Source organism: Streptomyces sp. NPDC012508, from assembly GCF_042902595.1.
Lineage (GTDB): Bacteria > Actinomycetota > Actinomycetes > Streptomycetales > Streptomycetaceae > Streptomyces.
The window spans coordinates 60,928-83,868 of the sequence record NZ_JBIBEO010000013.1; the positions used below are offsets into that span (position 1 = coordinate 60,928).

The window sequence follows — 22,941 nt, forward strand, 5'->3', positions numbered from 1 at the left end:
TCGCCACAGGCCCGCTGAACGCCGCACGACCGGCGCCCTGTCGCGTGTGCCGTCAGGCCGGCAGGAAGTCGCCCAGCAGCACGGCGAACTCCTCCGGGTCCACCAGACGGATGCCCAGCTCCTCCGCCTTCGCCCGCTTGGACCCGGCCTTCTCGCCCGCGACGACCAGCCCGGTGCGCTTGGAGACGCTGGAGGACGAACGGCCCCCGGCGCGCTCGATGAGTTCGTTCATCTGATTGCGGCTCAGCGCCTCGAGCGGCCCGCTCATGGCGCCCGTGACGACCACCGCCAGGCCGGCGAGCGGCCCCGGCGCAGCCACGGGGGTGGCATCGGAGCCCGCGTCCGGACCCCCGACGGGGGCGTCGGCGTCCGCGGTGGGCCCGGGCGGGGGCGGCGGGGTCGCTCCGGGCTCCGTCATGTTCACCCCGGCGGCGACCAGTTTGTCGACGACCGCGCCCAGCTCGGCCAGCTCGGCGACGATGACCGGCGCCTTCTCGGCCCCGATCCCCTCCACCTCCCGCATCGCGTCCGCGTCGGCCGCCCGGACCGCGTCCATCGTGGCGAAGTGACGGGCTATCCGGCGGGACATGGAGCGGCCCGTGCCTCGGATGCCAAGGGCGCACAGGACGCGGGCGAGCGGACGCGTGCGGGCGGTGGCGAGGGCGGCGAGCAGGTTGTCCGTGCTCGTCTCGCCCATCCGCTCCAGGCCGAGCAGCTGCTCGCGGGTGAGGGTGAAGAGGTCGGCCACGTCGGAGACCAGGCCGGCGTCCACGAGCTGGACGATCCGGGACCCGCCGAGGCCCTCGATGTCCAGCTGGTCGCGGCCGACGGCGTACGAGAGGGAGGCGACGAGGTGACAGTTCCGCCCCCGGGCACACCGCCAGCGCTGCTCGCTCCGGTCGATCTCCGAGCCGCACTGCGGGCACGCGCCGGGAAAGTCGATGGGCTGCTCCTCGCCGGTCCGCAGATGGGCGACGGGCGCCTCGACCCGGGGGATGATGTCGCCCGCCTTGTAGACCATCACCTGGTCGCCGAGCCGCAGGTCGCGGCGGGTGATGTCGGAGGGGTTGTGCAGCGTCGCGTACGTGACGGTGCTGCCGTCGATGTCCACCGGCTCCAGGACGGCGCGCGGCGCGATGATGCCCGTACGGCCGACGTTCCACTCGACGGCGAGGAGCCGGGTGACCTTCTCGACGGCGGGCAGCTTGAACGCGATCGCCCAGCGGGGCGCCCGGGAGCCTTCGCCCGCCGCGCGGCGGTCGGCGGCGAGGTCCGCCTTGATGACGATGCCGTCGATCCCGAAGGGCAGCTCCGCGCGGAGGGCCGCTATCTCCTCCACCCGGGCGAGGACCTCCGCCACACCGGTCACCATCCGGCCGGGGACGGCGGTGGCGCCCGAGGCGTGCAGGCCGAGGGCGACGGCGCGGGCGAGCAGCTCGCTGTGGGCCGTCTCGTCGAGTGCGGCCGTGCTCTCCGCCCCCTGCCCGGGCTCGTCCAGCGGCAGCAGGTCGTACGCGAAGAACGTCATCTCGACGCGGTACGGACGGTCCTTGGCGCGCAGGGTGCCCGCCGCCGCGTTGCGCGGGTTGGCGAAGGGCTCGCCGCCGTGGGCGACCCGTACGGGGTTGGCGGCCTCGAACTGCTCGGTGGTCATCAGCACTTCGCCGCGGATCTCGACCGTGACGGGCTCGGTGAGCCGCTCCGGCAGCCCGACGATGGTCCCGATGGCATGCGACACGTCCTCCCCGGCCGTGCCGTCTCCCCGGGTGATGAGCCGCGTGAGCCGGCCCTGCTCGTAGCGCGCGGCGATCGCGAGGCCGTCGAGCTTGGGCTCGACGCTCCACCGCTCGATGCTCCGGCCGATCCTGCGCTCCAGCGAGGCCGCCCAGGCGGTGAACTGCTCGGCGGAGAAGACATTGTCGAGCGAGAGCATCGGCCGCGTGTGCGGCACGTCGCCGACGGCCGCGCCCCCGGCGACCTTGCCCGTCGGGGAGTCGCTCCGCACCTCGTCCGGGTGGTCGGCCTCCCAGGCCGCTATCGCCCGGGCGAGGTGGTCGTAGGCGTCGTCGTCGAGCGGGGACGTGCCGCCCGCGTAGTAGGCGGCAGCGGCTTGCTGGGCGTCCTCGACCGCACGCGCGTACGCGGCGGCATCGGCGAGAACCGGAGTCGTCGTCATGTGTCCATCGTGCCGGTCACCACTGACAACGGGTCCTCCGCCGATCGTCGTCGCCGGCCGACAGCGGTCCTCGCCGACGCCGGGCCGGTCTCAGTGGCCGAGGGAACGCTTCAGCTCGGCCTTGTTCATCGACGAGCGGCCCTGGATGTTGCGCCGCTGCGCCTCGGCGTAGAGCTGGTCGTACGTCGGCCCCTCCGAGCCGCTGTGCGAGCGCTGTCCGCCCCGCTTCGAGGACGACATGTCCTGCGTCGAGCTCTTGCTCGCCGTCTCCGACTCGCCGGAGCGGGCGCGTTCCTTGTTGACCGTCCTCGCGGCGATCTCCTTCGCGCGCTTCTTGCTCTCGCCCCTGTCCAGGGCGCTCTCCTTGATGTGCTCGTACTGCCGTTCCCGCTTGGGGCTCGATCCGCGCGGCATGACGTGCTCCTCTCCGATGTCGGGGCGTGGATGTGGAGGTGAGGGCGTGGAGGCGTGGAGATGTGGGGCGTGGGGGTGTGGGGCGTGGGGTCGGTCGAACCGCGACGCCTCGGTGTCAGGGCGGCCAGGCGTTCGGCTTCAGCCGTCGGGACCAGCGGATGACGAGGCGCAGCAGACCGGACAGGGTGATCACCCACACGGCCGCGAAGGCCCAGATCAGGGCAGGCTCGGCGGTCACGACCGCGAGCACGAGCAGGACGAGAGCGAGGCCCCCCAGCAACGTGACGGCCATCGCCTCGCGTCGGCCGCCCGGACCCGGGCCAGGCTGCTCCCACGCCCGGCGGCCCGCGCGCTCGGCGCTCATCGTGCGCAATCCGCGCTCCAGCGAAGCGTCCTCGCCGAGCGTCTCCTCGATCTCGGCCAGGACGCGCCGCTCGCGCGGTGAGAGTCGGGCTCGGTCCATCGCCGGGCACCTCCCACCTGGACGCCGAATCCGTTCCGCCGAGCGCGTACCCGCAACGAGCGTTCGGACACGCCCCGCCATCACGCACAACGGTAGAATCCAGAGCGAATAGGAGCATCTAGGGACATCCGTGTGGTGGAGGGACGGCAGGAGTCGTGACGACGTCTGCGGAGGGGCCCGAGGGGCCCGGTGCCGCCGGCCTCTCGGCCGAGAACAGGCGACTGCGCGCCGAACTCACCCGCCGCCATCTGATCGATCTGGCGACCGGCGTCCTCGCGGCCCAGCTGGGCGCCTCCCCCGCCGACGCGGCGGAGCACCTGACCGCCCTGTCCCACGCGACCGGGCTCGGCGTCGAGGACCTGTCCGCCGACATCGTCAACGGCGTCGCCGGAGCGTCCGGCGACGCTCCGGCCGCCTCCGTCGCCTCTCCCACCTCCACGTCGTCGCTCTCCTCCTCTTCCTCGGCTCCCGCGCGTGCGGAGCCCGCCCCTCCCCCTCCCGTCGTCTTCAGCACCCCCGACGAGCGCCGGGCGCGGCGGGCGGCCAGCGCGGCCGAGACGCTGGACACCGTCGGCGAGGCGGCGCACGCCCTGCTCGAAGGCGGGCTCGCCCCGCTCGGCGCGGAGAGCCTGTGGCTCTGGCGCCGGGACGCGTGGGGCTGTCTGCGCCTGGCCGGACACGCCGGCGTCGGTGCGGCGGAGGCGGCGGCCTGGCAGTGGATCCCCCCTGCGGCCCCGCCCGCGTTCCGCTCCGTCCTCTCCGACGGCGAGCCTGTCTGGCTGGACGCCGGCCCCGAGGCGGCGGAGGTGCTGCCGGGCCCCGCTCCACGCGCCGGGCGGGCGGTCCTCCCGCTGCGGCTGCGCGGCGGGACGGTCGGCCTGGCGCTGGCCGCCTGGCCGGGCCCCACGACCTTCGACGAGCCCCTGCGAAAGGCCCTGATGGGCCTGATCGAGGTGGCGGGCACCGTGCTCGACGCGACGGACTCCTCCCCGTCGGGCGCTCCGGCGCTCGTGGACGTCCTGGACGCGCTCTCCCACCCGGCGATGCTGCTGCGGGTGGGCCTGCCCGCGTCGCCTCCCACGGTCGAGCATCTCAACGAGTCCGCCGTGGCGGCTCTGGGGGGCGCGCACCCGCCGGAGGACCGGTCCCTGGCGCTCGCCCTCCCCCGGGTCCACGCCGACGTCGCCCATCTGGCCCGGCGTGCCCACCGGACGGCGCGCACCCAGCGGGTGGCGCGGCTCCCGGCGTCGGCGACCCCCGGGCAGGACGACGACGCGCCGCTGCTCGACGTACGGGTCCTGCCGGCCGGGGACGAGCGGGTGGTGGTGCTGTGGCACGCCGTCACCGATCCCTGGCTCGCGTCCGAGCGCGCGGTGTCCCGGCTGCAGAGCGTGGCGCTGTTCCAGGACAGCCTGACCGGCGGTGACACGGTGTGGTCGGAGCAGGCGTACGCCGTCTTCGGCCGAGGGCGTGAGGAGCCTCCCGTGCCCCTGCTCGGGCTGCGCGGTCTGGTGCACCCGGAGGACGGGGAGGCGCTGACCGATCTGCTCAGGGTGCTCACCGAGCGGCGCACCGGGGCTCAGGCCGTGCTGCGGATCGTCGTAGGCGACCGGGCCGTCCGCCATGTCCGGGTGGCGGCGGAGCCGCTGCTCGACGGCGGGACGGTCACGGGCTTCGCGGGGGTGTACCAGGACGTGTCCGCGAGCCGACGCACCGAGGCGGCGCTGACCGCGACCTTCGACCAGCTGACGGCCGTACGGACACGGGCCGAACTGCGGCACCAGATGGCGCAGCAGCTCCAGCAGGCGATCGTGCCCGAGGTCCCCGATCTCCAGGAGTTCTCCGGTCTCGTGGTGGCGGCCCGGTACCGGCCCGCGGCAGCGGAGTACCGGGTGGGCGGCGACTGGTACGACGTCCAGCCGCTGCCCAGCGGCAAGGTCCTCGTGGCGGTCGGGGACGTGGCCGGGCACGGCATCGACTCGGTGACCGGGATGGTGGCGCTCCACAACGCCCAGCGGGGGCTGGCCATCACCGGGGAGTCGCCGCGGCGGTTGATGGAGTGGCTCAACGAGATGACGCTGCGCACGAGCGGGCATCCGACGGCGACCGCGGTGTGCGCGCTGTACGACCCGGCGGACCGGGAGCTGGTCTGGGCGAGCGCGGGGCACCTGCCGCTGCTCCTCGTGCGCGACGGCGCGGCGCGGCTGATCGACCCGCCGCAGGACGTCCTGCTGGGGGCGGTGCCCTCGTACGCGTACCAGGAACGGCGCACCGCGCTGCGACCGGGCGACACGCTGCTGCTGTTCACGGACGGGCTGATCGAACGCCGTCACGACGGCCTGGACGACGGGCTCGCGCGGCTCGCGGCGCAGGCGGAACTGGTCAGCGGCTTCTCACCGGACGAACAGGTGGAGCGCCTTCTCGACGTCGCCGACGGCGACACGGACGACGACACGAGCCTCGTCGCCGTGCTCGTACGCTGACGAGGGCGCCCGGCGGGTCCACGACCCTGAGCCTTCGCACCAAGGCCACGCGACTTCGCTGCCGCGTCATCGCGTCGGTGCGGTCAGCCATTGCCGGACCTTGCCCATGAGTTCGTCGGCGTCCACGGGCTTCGCCACGTAGTCGCTGGCGCCGGCGGCGAGGGCCCGGGCGCGGTCGCCCGGCATGGCCTTGGCGGTGACGGCGATGACGGGAAGCCCGCCGCGGCCCGGGAGGCGGCGGATCGCCTCGGTCGTGGCGTAGCCGTCCATGCCCGCCATCATCACGTCCATCAGGACGAGTTCGACCTCGTCGTGCCGCTCCAGGAGGGTGAGGGCCGCGTCTCCGCTGTCGGCCTGGAGCACCTGGACACCGTGGCGTTCGAGCACCTCCGTGAGCGCGTAGACGTTGCGCACGTCGTCGTCGACCACGAGGACGGTACGCCCGGCGGTCCTGGAGTCCTGGGCGCCGGTGGGGTGGGCCCCGGGGGATCCGGCGTTCGTGGCCCGGCCCGCGTCGGCGCCGGCCGCGGCGGCCCGCGCTCCCGCCGGGGCGGGCTGCGGGGCGGGCAGATAGAACGTGAACCGGCTCCCCTTGCCCGGGGTGGAGTCGACGTCGATCGCACCCCCCAGCAGCCCGGCCACCTCGCGGCTGATGGAGAGCCCGAGACCGGTACCGCCGTAGCGGCGGGCGGTCGTCCCGTCACCCTGCTGGAACGCGCCGAAGATCCCTTCGAGGCGCTCGGCGGGGATGCCGACGCCGGTGTCGCTGACGCGGAAGGCGAGCACGGGCCCGCCACCCCGCAGCGCGACGGGCGGTTCGTCGTCGCCCGCGTACTCGATGCTGAACTCCACCCCGCCCTCGTCCGTGAACTTCAGCGCGTTGGAGAGCAGGTTGCGCAGGATCTGCCGCAACCGCGACTCGTCGGTGGTGAGTTCCTCGGGTACGTCCGAGGAGACGGTGATCGAGAAGGTCAGCGCGCGCTCGTCGGCCACCGGCCCGAACGTCGCCTCCAGGTACTCCAGGAGCTGGTGCAGCGCGAACCGTTCGGGACGGATGTCCATCTTGCCCGCCTCGACCTTGGACAGGTCGAGGATGTCGTTGATCAGCTGGAGCAGGTCGGATCCTGCGGAGTGGATGACCTCGGCGTAGTCGACCTGCTTCTCCGTCAGGTTCCCCTCCGGGTTCTGGGCCAGCAACCGGGCCAGGATCAGCAGGCTGTTGAGCGGCGTGCGCAGCTCGTGGCTCATGTTGGCGAGGAACTCGGACTTGTACATGGAGGTCCGGGAGAGCTGATGGGCGCGTGCCTCCAGTTCCTGCCGGGCCTGTTCGATGACGAGGTTCTTGGACTCGATGTCCTTGTTGCGCTCGGCCAGCAGCGCCGCCTTCTCCTTCAGTTCCGCGTTGGAGTCCTGGAGTTCCTGCTGCCGGGCCTGCAACTCCTGCGACCGGGAGCGCAGTTCGTCGGTCAGCCGCTGGGACTGGCCGAGGAGCTCGTCGGTACGGAGGTTGGCCACGAGCGAGCTGACGACGGCGCCCGCGGTGTCGACGAACTGCTCGAGGAAGTCTCGGTGGATGGCTGTGAAGGGCCGGAGGGAGGCGAGTTCGACGGCGCCGAGGACCTGGTCCTCGACGACGATCGGCAGGATGATCAGCATGGCCGGTTCGCCGGAACCGGCCGCCGAGGCGATGGTGGCGTACCCGGCGGGCACCCCTTCGACGACGAGGGTGCGCCGGTCGCCGGCGGCCTGGCCGACGAGGGACTGCCCCAGACGGAAGCGACGGGCCGGGGCGTCGGGTTCGTCGGGCGCTCCGTAGGAGGCGGTCACGACGAGTTCGGTGCCGCGGTCGTCGTGCCGGGCGAGGAAGAAGGCGCCGTACTGGGCGGAGACCAGGGGCGGTACCTCGGTCATGATGAGTTCGGCGACGTCCGGCAGGCTGCGGGTGCCCTGCATCAGGGCGGCGATGCGGGCGATGTTGGTCTTGAGCCAGTCCTGTTCCTCGTTGGCGCGGGTGGTGACGCGCAGCGATTCGACCATCGCGTTGATGTTGTCCCGCAGCTCGCCGACCTCGCCGGGTGCCTCGACGGTGATGGAGCGGGTGAGGTCGCCCTCGGCGACGGCGCTGGTGACCTCGGCGATGGCGCGGACCTGGCGGGTCAGGTTTCCGGCGAGTTCGTTGACGTTCTCGGTGAGGCGCTTCCAGGTGCCGGAGACGCCCTCGACCTCGGCCTGGCCGCCGAGCTTGCCCTCCGTACCGACCTCACGGGCCACCCGGGTGACCTCGGCGGCGAAGGAGGAGAGCTGGTCGACCATGGTGTTGATCGTGGTCTTCAGCTCCAGGATCTCGCCTCGCGCCGCGACGTCGATCCGGCTGGTGAGGTCGCCCTGGGCGACTGCCGTGGTCACCTGGGCGATGTTGCGGACCTGGTTGGTCAGGTTGTCCGCCATCGAGTTGACGTTGTCCGTGAGGTCCTTCCAGGTGCCGGAGACGCCGTGGACGGTGGCCTGGCCGCCGAGCTTGCCCTCCGTACCGACCTCACGGGCCACCCGGGTGACCTCCTCGGCGAAGGAGGACAGCCGGTCCACCATGGTGTTGATGGTCTCCTTCAGCTCCAGGATCTCGCCGCGGGCGTCGACGCGGATCTTCCGGGTGAGGTCGCCCTGGGCGACGGCGGTGGCGACCTGGGCGATGGACCGGACCTGGGAGGTCAGGTTGTCCGCCATGGTGTTCACGCCCGAGGTCAGTTCGCGCCAGACGCCGCTCACACGGAGTTCGCGGGCCCGGCCGCCGAGCAGGCCCTGTCCGCCCACCTCGCTGGCGACCCGGGTGACCTCGGAGGTGACCAGGGAGAGCCGGTCGACCATGTCGTTGTAGACGGCCGCGATCTCGCCGAGGATGCCTCCGGCGGACTCCGGCAACCGGACGGCGAGGTCACCGTCCCGTACGGCGGTGAGCCCGGCCAGAAGCTCGCCGAGCCCGTCCTCACCGAGTCGGTAGGCGGGCGCGTACGGATCGGGGTGGGGCTGCCGGGGGGAACTCTCCATCGCGGACCTCACGCTCCACGGAGGGGGTACGAGAGCGGTACGGGCGCGGTGCTCGTGCCACGCGGCGCCTGATACGCCTACCGGGCGCAGCCGCGGCGACACCGTTCCGCTTCTCCACTCTAGGCACCGCCCGAGGCACCGCGCGCGGGGTCGGCAGTGTCACTCCAGGCAGCGCCCGCGGGGGTCGGCAGCGTCGCTCCAAGCAGGGCCCGCAGGGTCGGCGGCGTCGGTCACCGCCGCCTCGAACCAGACCGCTTTGCCCTGGCCGCGCGGGACGGAGCCCCATCCGACGGAGAGCCGTTCGAGCAGGTAGAGCCCGTGTCCCGAGGTGCGGCTTGCCCGGTGCGGGCCGTGCGGCCGGGGGCGGACGGGGCTGGTGTCGCTGACCTGGACCCACAGCCGGCCGCCGGTGCGGTCGAGACGGAGCTCGTAGGGGGCTCCCCCGTGCTCGTACGCGTTGGCGACGACCTCCGAGACGAGCAGCAGGATGTCGTCCACCGCGACGTTCCCGACGAGGGCCCGGGTGCCGAACCAGTCCTGGAGCGCCCGCCGCGTGAGGTCGCGGCATTCCCCGACCACGCCCGGGCCGTCGCCCAGCGTGAAAAGCCGGGACCGGTCAGGGGCGCGGGCCGTTCCGTCAACCCTCGGTGCACTCGTCATACGTCTCCGCTTCCCGGACATTCAGTGTCAAACCGCCAGGAAGGGGAATGATTGCCTGTGGACGCTCGAACGACGGAGCCGGCCGCCGCACCGGCGGCGAGAGCTCGTCCCATCGCGTCGAGGGAGCCCTCATGTCCACCCTCCGCAAGCCCACCGTCTCGACCCGCATCCAGGTCGACGACGCCGCGGCCGTGCGCGAGCGCGCGCTGGACGGTCTGCCCGAGGTCGACCGGCCCACCGAGGTGAGCACGACCGACGCCCAGACGCTCTCGACCGCTCTCTTCACCCGCCTGGAGGCACTGGAGGAGGGCACGCCCGAGCACGCGTACGTGCGGAACACCCTGATCGAGCTGAACCTCAGCCTGGTCAAGTTCGCCGCCCGCCGCTTCCGGAACCGGGCCGAGCCCACGGAGGACATCGTCCAGGTCGGCACGATCGGACTGATCAAGGCGATCGACAGGTTCGAGGCCGGCCGCGACGTGGAGTTCTCGGCGTTCGCGCTGCCCACCATCGTGGGCGAGATGAAGCGCTTCTTCCGTGACACCAGCTGGGCCGTCCAGGTGCCGCGCCGCCTTCAGGAGCTCCGCATCGAGCTGGCGAAGGCCATCGACACGCTGGAGCAGCGGCTCGGTCGGCGCCCGACCCGGGCGGAGCTCGCCGGCCATCTGCGGATCGGTGAGGAGAGCGTGGCCGAGGGCGAGCAGGCCTCGAACGGCTACGTGGCCCGGTCGCTCGACACGCCGACCGGGGACGACGAGTCGGCCGTCACTGTGGGGGCGCGGCGGCTGGGTGAGGAGGAGCGGGCCTTCGAGCTGATCGACGCGCTGGAGTCGCTGAAGCCGCTGATCGCGCGGCTCGAGGAGCGCGACCGGCGGATCCTGGCACTGCGGTTCGGCGAGGAGCTGACGCAGGCGGAGATCGGCGAACGGCTCGGCCTCTCGCAGATGCACATCTCGCGCCTGCTGGCCCGCATCCTCGACGAGCTCCGAACGGGCCTCCTGGAGGACCCGGCGGACGACTAGGCAGAACCGGGCCACCGAGCCGCTGACGCCCTCGCGGGAGCGAGGGCGTCACGCACGGAGCCCGACGCGGTCGGGCAGCCATCGCCACGAGGTGCTGGGCGAGTGACCACGTACGAGGCCCGACGCGGTCACGCGTCGCCGCGCGGTGCGGGGCGGGTGACTTCCAGCCAGACGACCTTGCCGCGTTCACGGGCTTCGGAGCCCCAGGCGCGCGCCAGGCGATCCAGGACCATCAGACCGTGGCCTCCGGGCAGCGACGGCGCGCGGGGCTGGCGCCTACGCGGGTGCTCCGGGTTCCCGTCGAAGACCTCGACCCGCAGCCGTCCGTCCCGGTGGCGCAGGACCAGTTCCTCGGGGCCTCCGGCGTGCAGGCAGGCGTTGGTGACGACCTCGGAGACCAGGAGCAGGACGTCCTCCGCCCGCTCCCGCCCCTCGTCGTCCTCGGCCGGGATCCAGCCCCAGTCGGTCAGCGCCTCCGCCGTGAAGTCACGACAGCGCATCACGACGCCCTTGGTCCCGAACAGCACCAGCCGCCGCACCTGTCCCTCGTCCACGCCTTTCCCGCCCACGACTCCCTCCGCCATCCGCGCCTAGCCACCGGCCGGGTGGTCGGTGAGCGCCTCGGCCACGTCCTCGTACACCCGGAACACCGTCCGCGCCCCCGTGATCTCGAACATCCGGGCCACGGGCGGGCGAAGGGCCGCCAGTTCCAGCCGGCCGCCCTCCTCCAGGGCGCGCAGGCGGGCGCGGAGCAGCACGTTCAGGCCGGTCGAGTCGCAGAAGCTCAGCTGCTCGCAGTCGACCAGGATCCGTACCGCGCCGGTCCGCTCCTCCAGAGCGCTTCGCAGTGTGTCCGCCGTGTCGTGGTCCAGCTCCCCCGCGAGGGAGAGCACCACGGCACCGGGCTGCGGTCCGGGTTCGGCCGTGACGGCGAACCGCTCCGACGTCATCGGATCACCCGCCTCCCTCCATGGTCGTACAGAGTCAGGGGTCCATCTCTCTCATGCCCCGGACCTACCCCGGAACGCCTCTCTTGTCCCATCGGCCGCGACGAGGTGCCCCGGGATGCCGTAACGGTCAGGCACCGGGGAGCCCTTCCAGCGCCTGCCGGGGCGCGGGGCTCGTCCGTCCCACGTACCGCTCGGCGGCGTGCACCGCCTCGCGCGCGGTCCGCTCCCCCATCAACACGCAGAGCGTGTACGCCGTGTCCTCGAACCTCCTGCGGATCGACAGGTCGCACGGCCGGGCCAGGACCACCCTTTCCTGGGCCCGGTAGTGCCGCAGCAGCCGGTCGATCTTGTTTCTGTCGGGCAGCAACATCATGCTCCTCCTGGCGCGGCCCCCTTCCCTCCGTCGCTCCATATTCGGGTCACCGCGTCACCCGCGCGACCCATGCGAACACGATGCGTCACGCCTTCCGGTCGACATGCGCGTCCGCCGGGAATGACGGAAGGTCGTTCCATGAAGGCGAGTACGGAACTGAAGGTCGTCGTCACCGGTGCCACGGGCAATGTCGGGACGAGCCTGATGCGGGCTCTGGCGCGCGAGCCACGGATCGCCTCCGTCCTCGGACTCGCCCGGCGCACCCCCGCGTTGACGCTGGAGAAGACCGAGTGGGCCGAGGTCGACCTGTCTTTGGAGAGCGACGAGCCGCGGCTCGCGGAGTACATCGCGGACGCCGACGCCGTGGTCCATCTGGCGTGGCGGTTCCAGCCGACCCACGATCCCGTCGAGACCTGGCGGACCAACGTGCTCGGGTCCCTGCGGGTCTTCGACGCGGTGGCGGCGGCGCACGTGCCGACCCTGGTGTGCGCCTCGTCCGTCGCCGCCTACTCGCCGGGGCCGGAGAACGGCACGCCCGTCTCCGAGTCCTGGCCGACCCATGGCTGGCCGGGCGCCGCGTACACCCGGGAGAAGGCGTATCTGGAGCGCGTCCTGGACACCTTCGAGCGCGACCACCCGCAGACGCGGGTGGTGCGGATGCGGCCCTGCTTCCTCTTCAAGGAGGAGTCGGCGAGTGAGCAGCGCCGGATCTTCGCCGGCCGGTACTTCCCGGGCTGGCTGTTCCGTCCCGAGCTCCTGCCCGTCCTGCCGGAGCTGCAGGGGCTGCGCTTCCAGGCACTGCACACGGACGACGCGGCCGACGCGTACCGCCGCGCGCTCGTACGGGACGTCCGGGGCCCCTTCAACCTCGCGGCGGACCCGGTGATCGACACCGCGGTGCTCTCCTCGCTCCTTGACGCACGGCCCGTGAAGGTGCCGAACGGCGCGGCACGGAGCCTGCTTTCGGCCGCCTGGCACCTGCGGGTGGTGCCCGCCTCGCCCGACCTCTTCGACGCGGTGCTGAGGATTCCGCTGCTGGCCCCGGACCGGGCGCGGCGCGAGCTCGACTGGGAGCCGTCCTCGACCTCCCTGGAGGCACTGGGTGCCTTTCTGCGGGGTGTACGGGCAGGCAGCGGGGACGCCACCGGGCCGCTCACGGGGCGCCGCGTAGGCTGAGAGACACGGGCGCGTCGCGCGCCGTCTCCCCCGCCGCGCCGCCCGCCCGCCGCGCCGCGTCGACCGCCCCGCATGGGCGGGGGCCTAGCGGGTAGCCGCTGGTGCGTCGTCGTACCGTCCCCCTCGTTCGCGAGGCCCTGCCCTGAGAGGCGAGCACACCATGGTTTCCCTCGCCGACACGGCCCCGGCCGTCCCTCCCCGGGAGCGTCCCACCGTCCGGTTGCTCGGACTGGAGCTCCAATACACCGGACACGAGGACATCTCCGTACCGGTGCCCGCGGCGGAGCAGGCGTCCGCCCCGTTCACGGTCAAGGAAGGCACGGAGTGCCGGGCCGTGGTCCGCTTCCAGGTGGACGGCACGTCGGTGACGGGCCTGAAGGTGGTCGACGTCCGGCACCGGGCCGGAGCCGAACTCGGCGGTCGCGAAGTGACGCTCGGGGACTTCCGGCACGGCGGTCCGTACGAGCTGGCCCTCCCGCCCGAGCGGGTACCGAACGGCCCACGCGCCCGGGGCCTGTACGAGGTGGAGGCGGCGCTCGTCGACGGCGACGGGCGGGTGCTCGACCGGAGCACATACCGCTTCGAGGTCAGGAAGGACTGGGAGCCGCTCGCGGCCTGACCGTCGCCGACGCCGCTCCCGAAGTCGAGGTGGGGTGCGAACGCCGGGTGCGCGGCGAGGCGTCGGGCGTAGGACCACAGCGCCCGGTGTCCCGCGATCCGGTCCCGCGTGGCACCGTCGAGGTGCCTGCGGTGGACCGTGTCCAGCTGGAGCAGGGTCACCCACACCTGGACGTCGGCCGCGGTGACGGCGTCGCCGAGCACGTACGGCCGCCGCTCCAGCATGCGCTCCAGCTCACCGAGGGCGGCGAAGAGGACGACGAGCGGGCCCCGGCGGACGGCTTCCGTGTCGAGCCCCGGCTGCCCCGCGTCGCGCACGGCTCCGTCGATGCCACGTGCACAGAGGTCGCCGATCGCCTCGATCTCCGCGTCGCACCCTTCGGGCAGCAGGTCGGGCCGGTCCGGGCCGCGGAACCGGAGTGCGAGGTCGCGCAGGATGTCGGGCGCGTGGGTGCTGACGATCCGGCCGGTCCACCCGTCGCTGAGCACGGGCGCGGCCGCCGGTCCGGCGTACTGGTGGGCGCTGGCCTCGTAGAGGGCGCGCAGCACGGCGTAACCACCGCCGGGTGTGTCGGGGGCGGCCGGGAGGAAGGACAGCGGAACGGTCTCCTGGAGGCCGAGGAGGCCGTGGGTGACGGCGATGCGCAGACAGCCGGGACAGGCACGCGCGACATGGAGCCGGTAGCGGTGCGGCACGGGGTAGTGGCCGCTGCGGACGTCCTGGCCGATCCGGCCGGAGAAGGCGGGCCGGGCGGTCACCGGGGGGACGAACGGGGCGAGGTACGGCGGTGCGTACGGACCGTGGTGCTGGATGACGGACATGCTTCTCCCTGAGGGTGCTCGGTGCTGGGTCACGGCAGCGCACGACGACGTCGGCGCGCGCCCGGAGGCAGCGGCGATACGGGAAGGAGGAGAGCGCGCAGCCGTGCGCAGGGGCCTCGGCGCGGCCGCTCAGCGGGCCGAGCCCGCGCCCCGGCTGCGGTGACGGCGCGTCGCGCCGCAGATCCGCAGGAGGTCGATGTGGCGACGGGAGGTCAGGGCCGGTGAGAGCGGCTGCCGGGCGGCCCCGGCGGTGTCCTGCGTTCCGGCGATTCCCATCATTCCCTACCTGTTCACTCGGGTTCCCGTTCCTGAGTGTCGACGCGGTCACAGTCCGCGTCAAGAGCGCGGACCAACCCCGGGCACACTCCTGGCCGGGCGTACGAATCCGGTCACGAAGGTGCGGAATAATGCGGGCATGCGCATCTCAGCCAGGGCCGACTACGCGGTACGCGCCGCGCTCCAGCTGGCCGCCGCCCAGGACACGGGGCCGGTGAAGGCCGAGGCGATCGCCGACGACCAGGACATCTCGCACAAGTTCCTGGAAGGGATCCTCGGCGACATGCGCCGAGGCGGCCTGGTGCAGAGCCAGCGCGGCGGGAACGGCGGGTACTGGCTGGCCAGGCCGGCGGAGTCGATCTCCGTCGCGGACGTCATCCGCTGCGTGGACGGCCCGCTGGTGTCCGTACGCGGGGTGCGACCGCCGGAGCTCTCGTACACGGGCCCGGCCGAGTCCCTGCTGACGCTCTGGATCGCGCTGCGGGCGAATGTGCGCCAGGTGCTCGACGGGGTGTCGCTCGCGGATCTGGCGGCGGCGAAGCTGCCGGACGAGATCTCCGGGCTCGCGGAGGCCCCGGACGCCTGGACCAACCCCTGACAACTCCCCACGGCACAGCCCTCGATGTCTCGGCTCACGAGATTCGACCGTCCATGATGTGAACGCCCCTTGGCGGCCCGGCGACCCTCTGCGAATATCCCTACCATTCCAGTGGGGAACCTAGGGAACCTAAGAGGTGACGTGAGAACGCCGAAGAAGTCAGCGCTACGCCCCACCTCCCGACCGGCCGACCGCCGTGGTGACGACGAGATCTGGCCCCGCGTCACCCGGGAGCTCGCCGACGACCTCGCCTTCGACGCCCCGGCCAGGGACCGGGCGGGCAAGCCCCCGTTCGACGAGGTCGCCCGGCTCCAGGAGGCCGGACTGCCCGCCCTGCTCGCCCCGCCGGGACCGGGCGGCCGAGGAGCCGACTGGCGGGCCGCCTGCGCGGTGATCCGGGAGATCTCCGCGGCCGACAGCTCCATAGGCGAGCTCCTCGCCCACCACCACGTCCTCTCCTGGACCGCCCGCTTCCTCACCGGCGGCGAGGCACCCGTCCCCGCGAGCGCCCCGCACACCGCCTTCGAGGACGGCACGGCACGGGAGGGACGGCTGCTCGCCGGCGGCATCGAGCCGTCCCGTACGCCCGCGGAGCCCGGCCTCACCCTCACCCCGGCGCCGGGCGGGTATCTCCTCGACGGACGGCGCTCCTTCGCCTCGGGGGTGAGCGTCGCCGACCGTCTCGTCGTCGGGGCGCGCTGTACGCAGACCGGGGAACTGCTCGTCTTCCTCGTGGACCCCGCGGACCCCGCCGTGTTCATCGAGCCCGGTGCCGAGCGGGTCGGGCAGCGGCTCTCGGGTGCCGGGACGGTGACGTTCGACCAGGTACGGGTGGACGCGCGGAACGTCCTCGGTGCGCTCCCCCGCGACGAGCACGCCGTCGCCCCCTTCACGACACTCGCCCCGCTCGCGCTGCGTCTCCTGCTCGTCCATGTCGGACTCGGCATCGCCGAGGGAGCGCTGGCCGAGGCCCGGGACGTCAGCCGCGCGACCCGGGCGGTCCCGCGACGCACCGGATCGCGCACGGGCGCGCCCGACGACACGTCCGACGACCCCTTCGGCCGCGAGGACCCGTTCCTCCTGCTGGCGTACGGAGAGTTGGCCACGTCCGCCCATGCCGCCGCGGCCGTCGTCGAGCGGGCGACGGACGTCCTGGCGCGCGGTCTGGTGACCGGGAGCGCGCTCGGGGTCGAGGAGCGCGCCGACATCGCCGTGCTCGTCGCCGCGGCCGAGGCCGTGACGAGCCGGGCGGCGGTACGGATCACCAGCCGGATCCTCGAACTCGTCGACACCACGGAGCCCGCCGACGCCCCGGGCGGCGGCCCCGGCTTCGACCGCTTCTGGCGCAACGCCCGCGCGCTGACGGCCCGGTCCTCCGAAACGCACCGCCTGCGCGACATCGGCGACCACTATCTCCACGGCACGCGGCCGGGGCTCAGACTGCTCGCGTGACGGGCGCTGTCGGCATGTCGTCGGCATGCTGTCGGCATGTCGGGACCTCCGGCCCTCTCGCCGCGCGGTCGTTTGACCCAAGCTGGAGAGGAAAGGCGCCGGCCGACAGGCCGGATTCGTCGAGTGGAGAGGCAGCCTGATGAGCCGTGAGATCGTCGCCGGAGTGGACGGTTCGACCGAGAGTCTGGCAGCGGCGGACTGGGCCGCGCGTGAGGCTTCGCACCGCGGGCTGGCGCTGCGCCTGGTCCATGCCTGGCGATGGCAGCCGCTCGACCTCCCGCTGACCCAGGATCCGGCCCACCAGGAGCGGATGGCCGCCGAGGTGGTGCGCGAGGCAGAGTCGGCGATCGCCTCGCGCTTTCCCGGCCTGGCACTCTCCGCCGAGGTCCTGCCCGACACGCCGGTCGCCGCGCTGCTGAGCACCGAGAAGCGGGCCGAGATGCTCGTCATCGGTTCGCGCGGGTACGGGGCGGTGGCCGGGTTCCTGCTCGGCTCGTACGGCCAGCAGATCATCGCGGGCGCCACCGGGCCCGTCGTGGCGGTCCGTGCGCACGGCGACGAGGAGCCGGATCCCGAGGGCGGCGAGATCGTCGTCGGCCAGCTGGGCGGGCCGGAGGACAGCGCCCCCGCGCTGGGCTTCGCGTTCGAGACGGCGGCGGCACGCGGGGCGTCGATCCGGGCGGTACGGGCATGGAGCCTGCCGTCCCTGTACACCTACAGCCCCGGGTCGATGGCGCTCGCCGACGAGGCCGGCGGACTCGTCCCGTACGAGCAGAAGGCGCTGCGCGAGGCCCTGGCCCCGTGGCGGGAGCGGTACCCCGACGTCCGGGTGACGGAGCAGGTGGAGATCGGGAGCGCCGGGCAGGTGCTTCTCACCTCATCGGGCGGGGCGCGGCTCCTCGTGGTCGGGCGCCGGGCCCGGCGTGGGGCGATCGGTCCCCGGATCGGTTCCGTGGCGCACGCCGCGCTCCATCTGGCTCCGTGCCCGGTGGCGGTCGTGCCGCACGAGTGATGCGGTGGCGCTACGGGTTGACCCGGCGGGGTGACGCGGCAGGTTGACGCGGTGTGTCGGCCGGTCCTGGCCAGGAAAGGGTGAGGACTGTCGCCCCGGCGGCTCTCCCCTGCCGCCGGACCGTCCGGCGGCCCCGGAGCAGAGAGCGGAGCCCATGCAGCACCACGACGAGCCAAGGCCAGACGAGCAGCGGACGCACGGCGGCGGCCGGCACCGCAGAGGCGGGAGTCCTCGACGCCATGGCCGCCGGGCGCCGTCCTTCCGTACGGCCGTGGCTCTCGCGGGTACGGCGACGGTGGCGCTGACGGTCGCGGCCGGGGCGTACGTGGCGTCCCTGGGAGGCCCGTCGGCGGTGGACACCCGTTCGGAGGAGGTCGCGCTGACGAATGTGGCGCCCCTCGCCGGCCGGTCGGATCCGCCCGCCGCACCGCCGGCCGCGCCCGTCTCACCCACCCCGGCCAAGGCCGTCCCCTCGGGGGCCGCACCATCCGTGCCCCCCTCCGCGCACCGGTCCGCGCCCTCGGCGCCCGCCCCTGCCCCGAAGGAGTCCGCGTCGGCCTCGGCGCCCGCCGCGCGGACCCCGGTGCGGGCCCCCGCGCCGGAGAACGCGGTGGCCCCTGTGCCGAAGGCGGGCGGTGGCGGGAAGGCCGCGCAGTTCGTCGAGCAGGTCGTGGCGCTCGCCAACACCGAGCGGGAGAAGGCGGGTTGTTCCCCGCTGCGCGCCGACGGACGGCTGCACGAATCGGCGCAGTCCCACGCGGACGACATGGCGGACCGCGACTACTACGGCCACACCACCCCCGAGGGCCGGGACGCGGGCGACCGCATCACGGCGGCCGGATACACATGGTCCAGCTGGGCGGAGAACATCCACCGCGGCCCCAAGACCCCCGTGGAGGCCATGGAGGACTGGATGAAGAGCGACGGTCACCGCCGCAACATCCTCAACTGCTCGTTCAAGGACGTCGGCGTCGGGGTGGCGCTGGCGTCCAACGGGCCCTGGTGGGTCCAGAACTTCGCCGTCCGGCGCTGATCCGGCGGGTCGGTGCGGCGGTACGGGTTCAGGACGCGGGCGCGGCCAGCTTCTGCACCCACACCGTGCCGTCGGGCCCGGGCACGGCGGCGACGCCGGTGTCGCGGTAGCGGCAGTTCAGCATGTTCTGCTCGTGCATCGCGCCGTCCATCCAGCCGTCGAAGACGGCGGCCGGGTCGGTCGTGCCGCGCGCCAGGTTCTCGGCCCAGGCCGACCAGGTGTACCCGGCGGCCGAGATGCGCGCGTCGGCGAACCGGCCCTCGGGGCTGCTGTGCGCGTAGTAGCCGCGGCGCACCATGTCACGGGCGTAGGCGCGGGCCGCCTCGGCGAGCCGGGGATCGGTCTTCAGGGGCTTGCACCCGGCCTCCGCCCGCCGCTGGTTGACCAGGCGGTTCAACCGCTCCTCGGGGGTGGCCGTCCGTGTCGGGGTGGGCGTCGGGGTCGGGGTCGGGGTGGGCTCGGGGGTGGTGGGGCTCGGCGAGGGCGGGGTGGTCGGCGCCGGTGGCGGCGCCGCCACCGGCGTGACGGGGGGCGCGGGCTCACGGGCCTCCGGCTCGGACGGCATCAGCAGGATGATCCCGCCGAGTACGCCGAGGGTGGCCGCCCCGGCGACCCAGGCCCGCCGCAATGAGCCCCCGGCCGCGGCGCTCGTCCCGGCGCCGGAGTCGGCGGGCACCGGGCCGGTACCGGCGTGCGGGGCAGGATTCCCGCCCGCTGCCGGCCCTGCGGCCTGGCCGGCGACCGGATCCGCGGGCGTGCCGGCGTACGGAGCCGGGTCGGATCCCGTCGTCCCGTAGAGGCTCGGGTCCGCTTGGCTTTCCGCCCAGGCGACCGTCTCGGTCTCCGGCGGAGGTGCCGCCCAGAGGAGGAGCGGGGGGACGAGGGCGAGGCCCACCAGCAGCGCTTCGGCCGGGGCGAGGTTCGTGCCGGCGGGGACGCACCGGGCGCAGCTCGTCACATGGCGGGCGAGGCGCTTGCGCCAGAGCGGGGAGGGCCGGCCGTCCCAGTCGGCGGTGAGCCGGGCCAGCTCCGCGCACTGCGGCCGCCCGGCCAGGGCGCGTACGACCTCCCGGCCCGTCTCCAGGCGCTCCTTCATCCGCTGGACGCGGACGGCCGCGTGCGCGGGTGTGACCTCCAGCGCCTCGGCCAGCTCCGCGCGGCTGAGTTCGCCGCCGGCCTCCAGCCACCACAGCGCGAGCACCTCGCGGTCGCTCTCGTCGAGCCAGCGGGTGGCCTCGGCGACCTCGCGCCGCTGGCCGGAGAGGCCGAGCCGCAGGATGGTCAGATCGACGAAGTCACCGTCGGGGTCGGCCAGCTCGGCGGCCCGGTCGAGGCCGGGGACGGGGCCGTTCTGCCGTTCGCGCCAGCGGCGGCGGATCTGGTTCATCGCGATCGCGACGAGCCAGGACCGGAAGCGCTCGGGGTCGCGCAGCCCGGGCAGACCGTGGAGGGCGCGGACCATCGTCTCCTGGACGACGTCGTCGACGTCCGCGTGCCCGTCGAGCGCCCGGCCGACGATGTTGTAGACCAGCGGAAGGTAGGCGCGTATCAGCAGCTCACCGGCGTCGGCGTCGCCCGCCGCCGCCGCGTCCACCAGTGCGGCCGTGCCGCGCTCGTCGCTGTGCATGTGCCCTGCTCCCTCGTACCTGGGTCTGTCCGTCCCCGTCGTGAGGAGACCCGTGGGAGCGGGTGGGATAACACTTCGCGGCCGGGGACGCGAGGTTACCGGGCCGCGAAGCCGGCTATGCGGGTGGGTGGGGCAGATACGGCAAGGTCGCGCCCTGCCCCGCCCGTACGGCCTCGACGGCGGCCTCGTGGAGTTCGCGGCTCTCCGCCTCGGAGGAGCACGGCACCGGACTGCCCGCCATCGTGAACCAGTCGGAGGCACCGCTGTACTGCACGGCTACGCGTGCTTCGCCATCTGCCCAGGTGGTGTGCACGGTCAGGTCACCCGTGACCGCACCGACTTCGTCGGTGAGCACCCCACCGCGCCCGGTGTAGACGCCGGGGGTCGTCCATGATGCCCAGCTCATCCATCCAGGTTCACACCCGGATGCCACATCCGCCACTGACGGGACCGCCCCGGCCGGAGGAATTCCGGCCGGGGCGGCACAGCTGTCGCGCCGGGGTCAGACGAGGGACGCGATGGCCTCGTTGAAGGTGGCGGACGGGCGCATCACGGCCGCGGCCTTGGCCGGGTCGGGCTGGTAGTAGCCGCCGATCTCGGCCGGGGAGCCCTGGACCGCGTTGAGCTCGGAGACGATGGTCTCCTCCTGCTCGGTCAGGGTCTTGGCCAGGCCCGCGAAGGCCTCGGCGAGCTGCGCGTCGTCGGTCTGCCTGGCCAGCTCCTGGGCCCAGTACAGGGCCAGGTAGAAGTGGCTGCCGCGGTTGTCGATACCACCGACGCGGCGGGTCGGCGACTTGTCCTCGTTGAGGAAGGTGCCGGTGGCGCGGTCGAGGGTGTCGGCCAGGACCTGGGCGCGGGCGTTGCCCGTGGTGGTGGCCAGGTGCTCGAAGCTGGCGGCCAGGGCGAAGAACTCACCCAGGGAGTCCCAGCGGAGGTAGTTCTCCTTGACGAGCTGCTGGACGTGCTTCGGGGCGGAGCCGCCGGCGCCCGTCTCGAAGAGACCGCCGCCCGCCATCAGCGGGACGACCGACAGCATCTTGGCGCTGGTGCCCAGCTCCAGGATGGGGAAGAGGTCGGTCAGGTAGTCGCGGAGGACGTTGCCGGTGACCGAGATGGTGTCCTCGCCGCGGCGGATGCGCTCCAGGGAGAACTTCGTGGCCTCCACCGGGGAGAGGATCTTGATCTCCAGGCCCTCGGTGTCGTGCTCCGGCAGGTACTGCTCGACCTTGGCGATCAGCCGGGCGTCGTGGGCGCGGGTCTCGTCCAGCCAGAAGACGGCCGGGGCGCCGGTGGCGCGGGCGCGGGTGACGGCGAGCTTGACCCAGTCCTGGATGGGCAGGTCCTTGGTCTGGCAGGCGCGGAAGATGTCGCCCTCGGCGACCTCCTGCTCCAGGACCACGTTGCCCGCGGCGTCGACGAGGCGGACGGTGCCGGCCGCGGCGATCTCGAAGGTCTTGTCGTGGGAGCCGTACTCCTCGGCCTTCTGCGCCATCAGACCGACGTTCGGTACGGAGCCCATGGTCGACGGGTCGAAGGCGCCGTGGGCGCGGCAGTCGTCGAGGACGGCCTGGTAGACACCGGAGTAGCTGCTGTCCGGGAGGACGGCGAGGGTGTCGGCCTCCTGGCCGTCCGGGCCCCACATGTGGCCGGAGGTGCGGATCATGGCCGGCATCGAGGCGTCGACGATGACGTCGGACGGCACGTGCAGGTTGGTGATGCCCTTGTCGGAGTCGACCATGGCGAGGGCCGGGCCCTCGGCGATCTCGGCGTCGAAGGACGCCTTGATCTCGGCGCCGTTCGGGAGGGCGGCCAGGCCGTTGAGGATCCCGCCGAGGCCGTCGTTCGGGGAGAGGCCGGCGGCGGCGAGCGCCGCACCGTGGGCGGCGAAGGTCTTCGGGAAGAAGGCGCGCACGACGTGACCGAAGACGATCGGGTCGGAGACCTTCATCATCGTGGCCTTGAGGTGCACGGAGAAGAGGATGTCCTCGGCCTTGGCGCGGGCGACCTGCTCGGAGAGGAAGGTACGCAGGGCGGCGACGCGCATGACGGAGGCGTCGACGACCTCGCCGGCGAGGACGGGGACCGACTCGCGCAGGACGGTGGTGGTGCCGTCGGCGGCGACGTGCTCGATGCGCAGGGTGCCGGCCTCGGTGACGACGGCGGACTTCTCGGTGGAGCGGAAGTCGTTCTGGCCCATCGTCGCGACGTTGGTCTTGGAGTCCGCGCTCCAGGCGCCCATGCGGTGCGGGTGGGTCTTGGCGTAGTTCTTGACCGAGCCGGGGGCGCGGCGGTCGGAGTTGCCCTCACGCAGGACCGGGTTGACGGCGCTGCCCTTGACCTTGTCGTAGCGGGCGCGGACGTCCTTGTCCTCGTCGGTCTGCGGGTCGTCCGGGTAGTCCGGGAGGGCGTAGCCCTGCGCCTGGAGCTCTGCGATCGCGGCCTTCAGCTGCGGGATGGACGCCGAGATGTTCGGAAGCTTGATGATGTTGGCCTCGGCCGTCTTCGCCAGCGCGCCGAGCTCGGCGAGGGCGTCGTCGATGCGCTGCCCCGCCTCGAGACGCTCGGGGAATCCGGCGATGATGCGCCCGGCCAGGGAGATGTCACGGGTCTCGACATTGACTCCGGCCGTCGAGGCGTAGGCCTGGATCACGGGCAGGAACGAGTACGTCGCCAGGGCGGGCGCCTCGTCAGTGTGGGTGTAGATGATGGTCGAGTCAGTCACCGGGTGTGCTCCGCTCCAC

20 protein-coding genes and 1 pseudogene are annotated in these 22,941 nt (G+C 73.1%); 8 read left to right on the top strand and 13 right to left on the bottom strand.

Annotated features, from left to right (window positions below):
- Positions 1–52: 52 nt before the first annotated feature.
- From ligA to ACFY8U_RS35225, 3 genes are all read right to left on the bottom strand, one after another.
- Positions 53–2,176 carry an NAD-dependent DNA ligase LigA gene (ligA, locus tag ACFY8U_RS35215; protein WP_389576195.1) on the bottom strand — a complete coding sequence of 708 codons (2,124 nt, stop codon included), beginning with the start codon at positions 2,174–2,176 and terminating at the stop codon, positions 53–55.
- Between the two features lie 90 nt (positions 2,177–2,266).
- Entirely contained in the window at positions 2,267–2,590 is a 324-nt protein-coding gene (locus tag ACFY8U_RS35220; protein ID WP_361608020.1) for a plasmid stabilization protein, read from the bottom strand.
- 115 nt (positions 2,591–2,705) lie between these two features.
- Positions 2,706–3,053 carry a hypothetical protein gene (locus tag ACFY8U_RS35225; protein ID WP_389576196.1) on the bottom strand — a complete coding sequence of 116 codons (348 nt, stop codon included), beginning with the start codon at positions 3,051–3,053 and terminating at the stop codon, positions 2,706–2,708.
- A gap of 155 nt (positions 3,054–3,208) precedes the next feature.
- Between ACFY8U_RS35225 and ACFY8U_RS35230 the strand changes: the two genes are divergently transcribed.
- A complete protein-coding gene (locus ACFY8U_RS35230) occupies positions 3,209–5,536 on the top strand; it encodes a SpoIIE family protein phosphatase (protein WP_389576197.1) in 2,328 nt (775 codons plus the stop codon).
- 66 nt (positions 5,537–5,602) lie between these two features.
- On the opposite strand, the gene ACFY8U_RS35235 is transcribed toward ACFY8U_RS35230, so the two are convergent.
- Positions 5,603–8,581 carry a HAMP domain-containing protein gene (locus ACFY8U_RS35235; protein ID WP_389576198.1) on the bottom strand — a complete coding sequence of 993 codons (2,979 nt, stop codon included), beginning with the start codon at positions 8,579–8,581 and terminating at the stop codon, positions 5,603–5,605.
- 159 nt (positions 8,582–8,740) lie between these two features.
- Positions 8,741–9,241 carry an ATP-binding protein gene (locus tag ACFY8U_RS35240; protein WP_389576199.1) on the bottom strand — a complete coding sequence of 167 codons (501 nt, stop codon included), beginning with the start codon at positions 9,239–9,241 and terminating at the stop codon, positions 8,741–8,743.
- A gap of 131 nt (positions 9,242–9,372) precedes the next feature.
- Here ACFY8U_RS35240 and ACFY8U_RS35245 point away from each other — a divergent pair, with 131 nt between their 5' ends.
- A complete protein-coding gene (locus tag ACFY8U_RS35245) occupies positions 9,373–10,263 on the top strand; it encodes a SigB/SigF/SigG family RNA polymerase sigma factor (RefSeq protein WP_389576200.1) in 891 nt (296 codons plus the stop codon).
- A 128-nt stretch (positions 10,264–10,391) separates the two neighbouring features.
- Here the strand turns inward: ACFY8U_RS35245 and ACFY8U_RS35250 are convergent, their stop codons facing one another.
- The 3 genes from ACFY8U_RS35250 to ACFY8U_RS35260 form a co-directional block, all read right to left on the bottom strand.
- Positions 10,392–10,847 carry an ATP-binding protein gene (locus ACFY8U_RS35250; RefSeq protein WP_389576201.1) on the bottom strand — a complete coding sequence of 152 codons (456 nt, stop codon included), beginning with the start codon at positions 10,845–10,847 and terminating at the stop codon, positions 10,392–10,394.
- A 6-nt stretch (positions 10,848–10,853) separates the two neighbouring features.
- Positions 10,854–11,213, bottom strand: coding sequence for an STAS domain-containing protein (locus ACFY8U_RS35255; RefSeq protein ID WP_389576202.1), 360 nt, complete (start codon positions 11,211–11,213; stop codon positions 10,854–10,856).
- 127 nt (positions 11,214–11,340) lie between these two features.
- Positions 11,341–11,583 carry a DUF5133 domain-containing protein gene (locus ACFY8U_RS35260; RefSeq protein ID WP_389576203.1) on the bottom strand — a complete coding sequence of 81 codons (243 nt, stop codon included), beginning with the start codon at positions 11,581–11,583 and terminating at the stop codon, positions 11,341–11,343.
- Between the two features lie 141 nt (positions 11,584–11,724).
- Here ACFY8U_RS35260 and ACFY8U_RS35265 point away from each other — a divergent pair, with 141 nt between their 5' ends.
- Positions 11,725–12,762, top strand: coding sequence for an NAD-dependent epimerase/dehydratase family protein (locus ACFY8U_RS35265; RefSeq protein WP_361608044.1), 1,038 nt, complete (start codon positions 11,725–11,727; stop codon positions 12,760–12,762).
- Positions 12,763–12,922: 160 nt separating this feature from the next.
- Positions 12,923–13,381, top strand: coding sequence for a hypothetical protein (locus ACFY8U_RS35270; protein WP_361763741.1), 459 nt, complete (start codon positions 12,923–12,925; stop codon positions 13,379–13,381).
- Between the two features lie 119 nt (positions 13,382–13,500).
- Here ACFY8U_RS35270 and ACFY8U_RS35275 read toward each other — a convergent pair.
- Together ACFY8U_RS35275 and ACFY8U_RS35280 are read right to left on the bottom strand one after the other, a co-directional pair.
- Positions 13,501–14,202 (bottom strand): annotated as a pseudogene (locus ACFY8U_RS35275) (glutathione S-transferase C-terminal domain-containing protein); the annotation flags it as partial.
- A 129-nt stretch (positions 14,203–14,331) separates the two neighbouring features.
- On the bottom strand, positions 14,332–14,478 hold the full coding sequence (locus ACFY8U_RS35280) for a hypothetical protein (protein WP_389576204.1): 147 nt from the start codon (positions 14,476–14,478) through the stop codon (positions 14,332–14,334).
- A 139-nt stretch (positions 14,479–14,617) separates the two neighbouring features.
- On the opposite strand from ACFY8U_RS35280, the gene ACFY8U_RS35285 reads away from it, so the two are divergent.
- From ACFY8U_RS35285 to ACFY8U_RS35300, 4 genes are all read left to right on the top strand, one after another.
- A complete protein-coding gene (locus ACFY8U_RS35285; protein WP_389576205.1) occupies positions 14,618–15,076 on the top strand; it encodes an RrF2 family transcriptional regulator in 459 nt (152 codons plus the stop codon).
- A 141-nt stretch (positions 15,077–15,217) separates the two neighbouring features.
- The gene (locus ACFY8U_RS35290) at positions 15,218–16,528 is read left to right on the top strand and encodes an acyl-CoA dehydrogenase family protein (RefSeq protein ID WP_389576206.1); all 1,311 of its coding nucleotides are present in this window, start codon (positions 15,218–15,220) and stop codon (positions 16,526–16,528) included.
- A gap of 139 nt (positions 16,529–16,667) precedes the next feature.
- Positions 16,668–17,540 carry a universal stress protein gene (locus tag ACFY8U_RS35295; protein ID WP_389576207.1) on the top strand — a complete coding sequence of 291 codons (873 nt, stop codon included), beginning with the start codon at positions 16,668–16,670 and terminating at the stop codon, positions 17,538–17,540.
- Positions 17,541–17,811: 271 nt separating this feature from the next.
- On the top strand, positions 17,812–18,573 hold the full coding sequence (locus ACFY8U_RS35300; protein ID WP_389576208.1) for a CAP domain-containing protein: 762 nt from the start codon (positions 17,812–17,814) through the stop codon (positions 18,571–18,573).
- Between the two features lie 28 nt (positions 18,574–18,601).
- Here ACFY8U_RS35300 and ACFY8U_RS35305 read toward each other — a convergent pair whose 3' ends face one another.
- The 3 genes from ACFY8U_RS35305 to ACFY8U_RS35315 all read right to left on the bottom strand — a co-directional run bounded on the left by ACFY8U_RS35305 (position 18,602) and on the right by ACFY8U_RS35315 (position 22,922).
- Positions 18,602–20,200, bottom strand: coding sequence for a sigma-70 family RNA polymerase sigma factor (locus ACFY8U_RS35305; protein WP_389576209.1), 1,599 nt, complete (start codon positions 20,198–20,200; stop codon positions 18,602–18,604).
- Between the two features lie 115 nt (positions 20,201–20,315).
- The gene (locus ACFY8U_RS35310; protein ID WP_361433854.1) at positions 20,316–20,606 is read right to left on the bottom strand and encodes a hypothetical protein; all 291 of its coding nucleotides are present in this window, start codon (positions 20,604–20,606) and stop codon (positions 20,316–20,318) included.
- A 96-nt stretch (positions 20,607–20,702) separates the two neighbouring features.
- Positions 20,703–22,922 carry an NADP-dependent isocitrate dehydrogenase gene (locus tag ACFY8U_RS35315; RefSeq protein ID WP_389576210.1) on the bottom strand — a complete coding sequence of 740 codons (2,220 nt, stop codon included), beginning with the start codon at positions 22,920–22,922 and terminating at the stop codon, positions 20,703–20,705.
- Between the last annotated feature and the right edge of the window lie 19 nt (positions 22,923–22,941).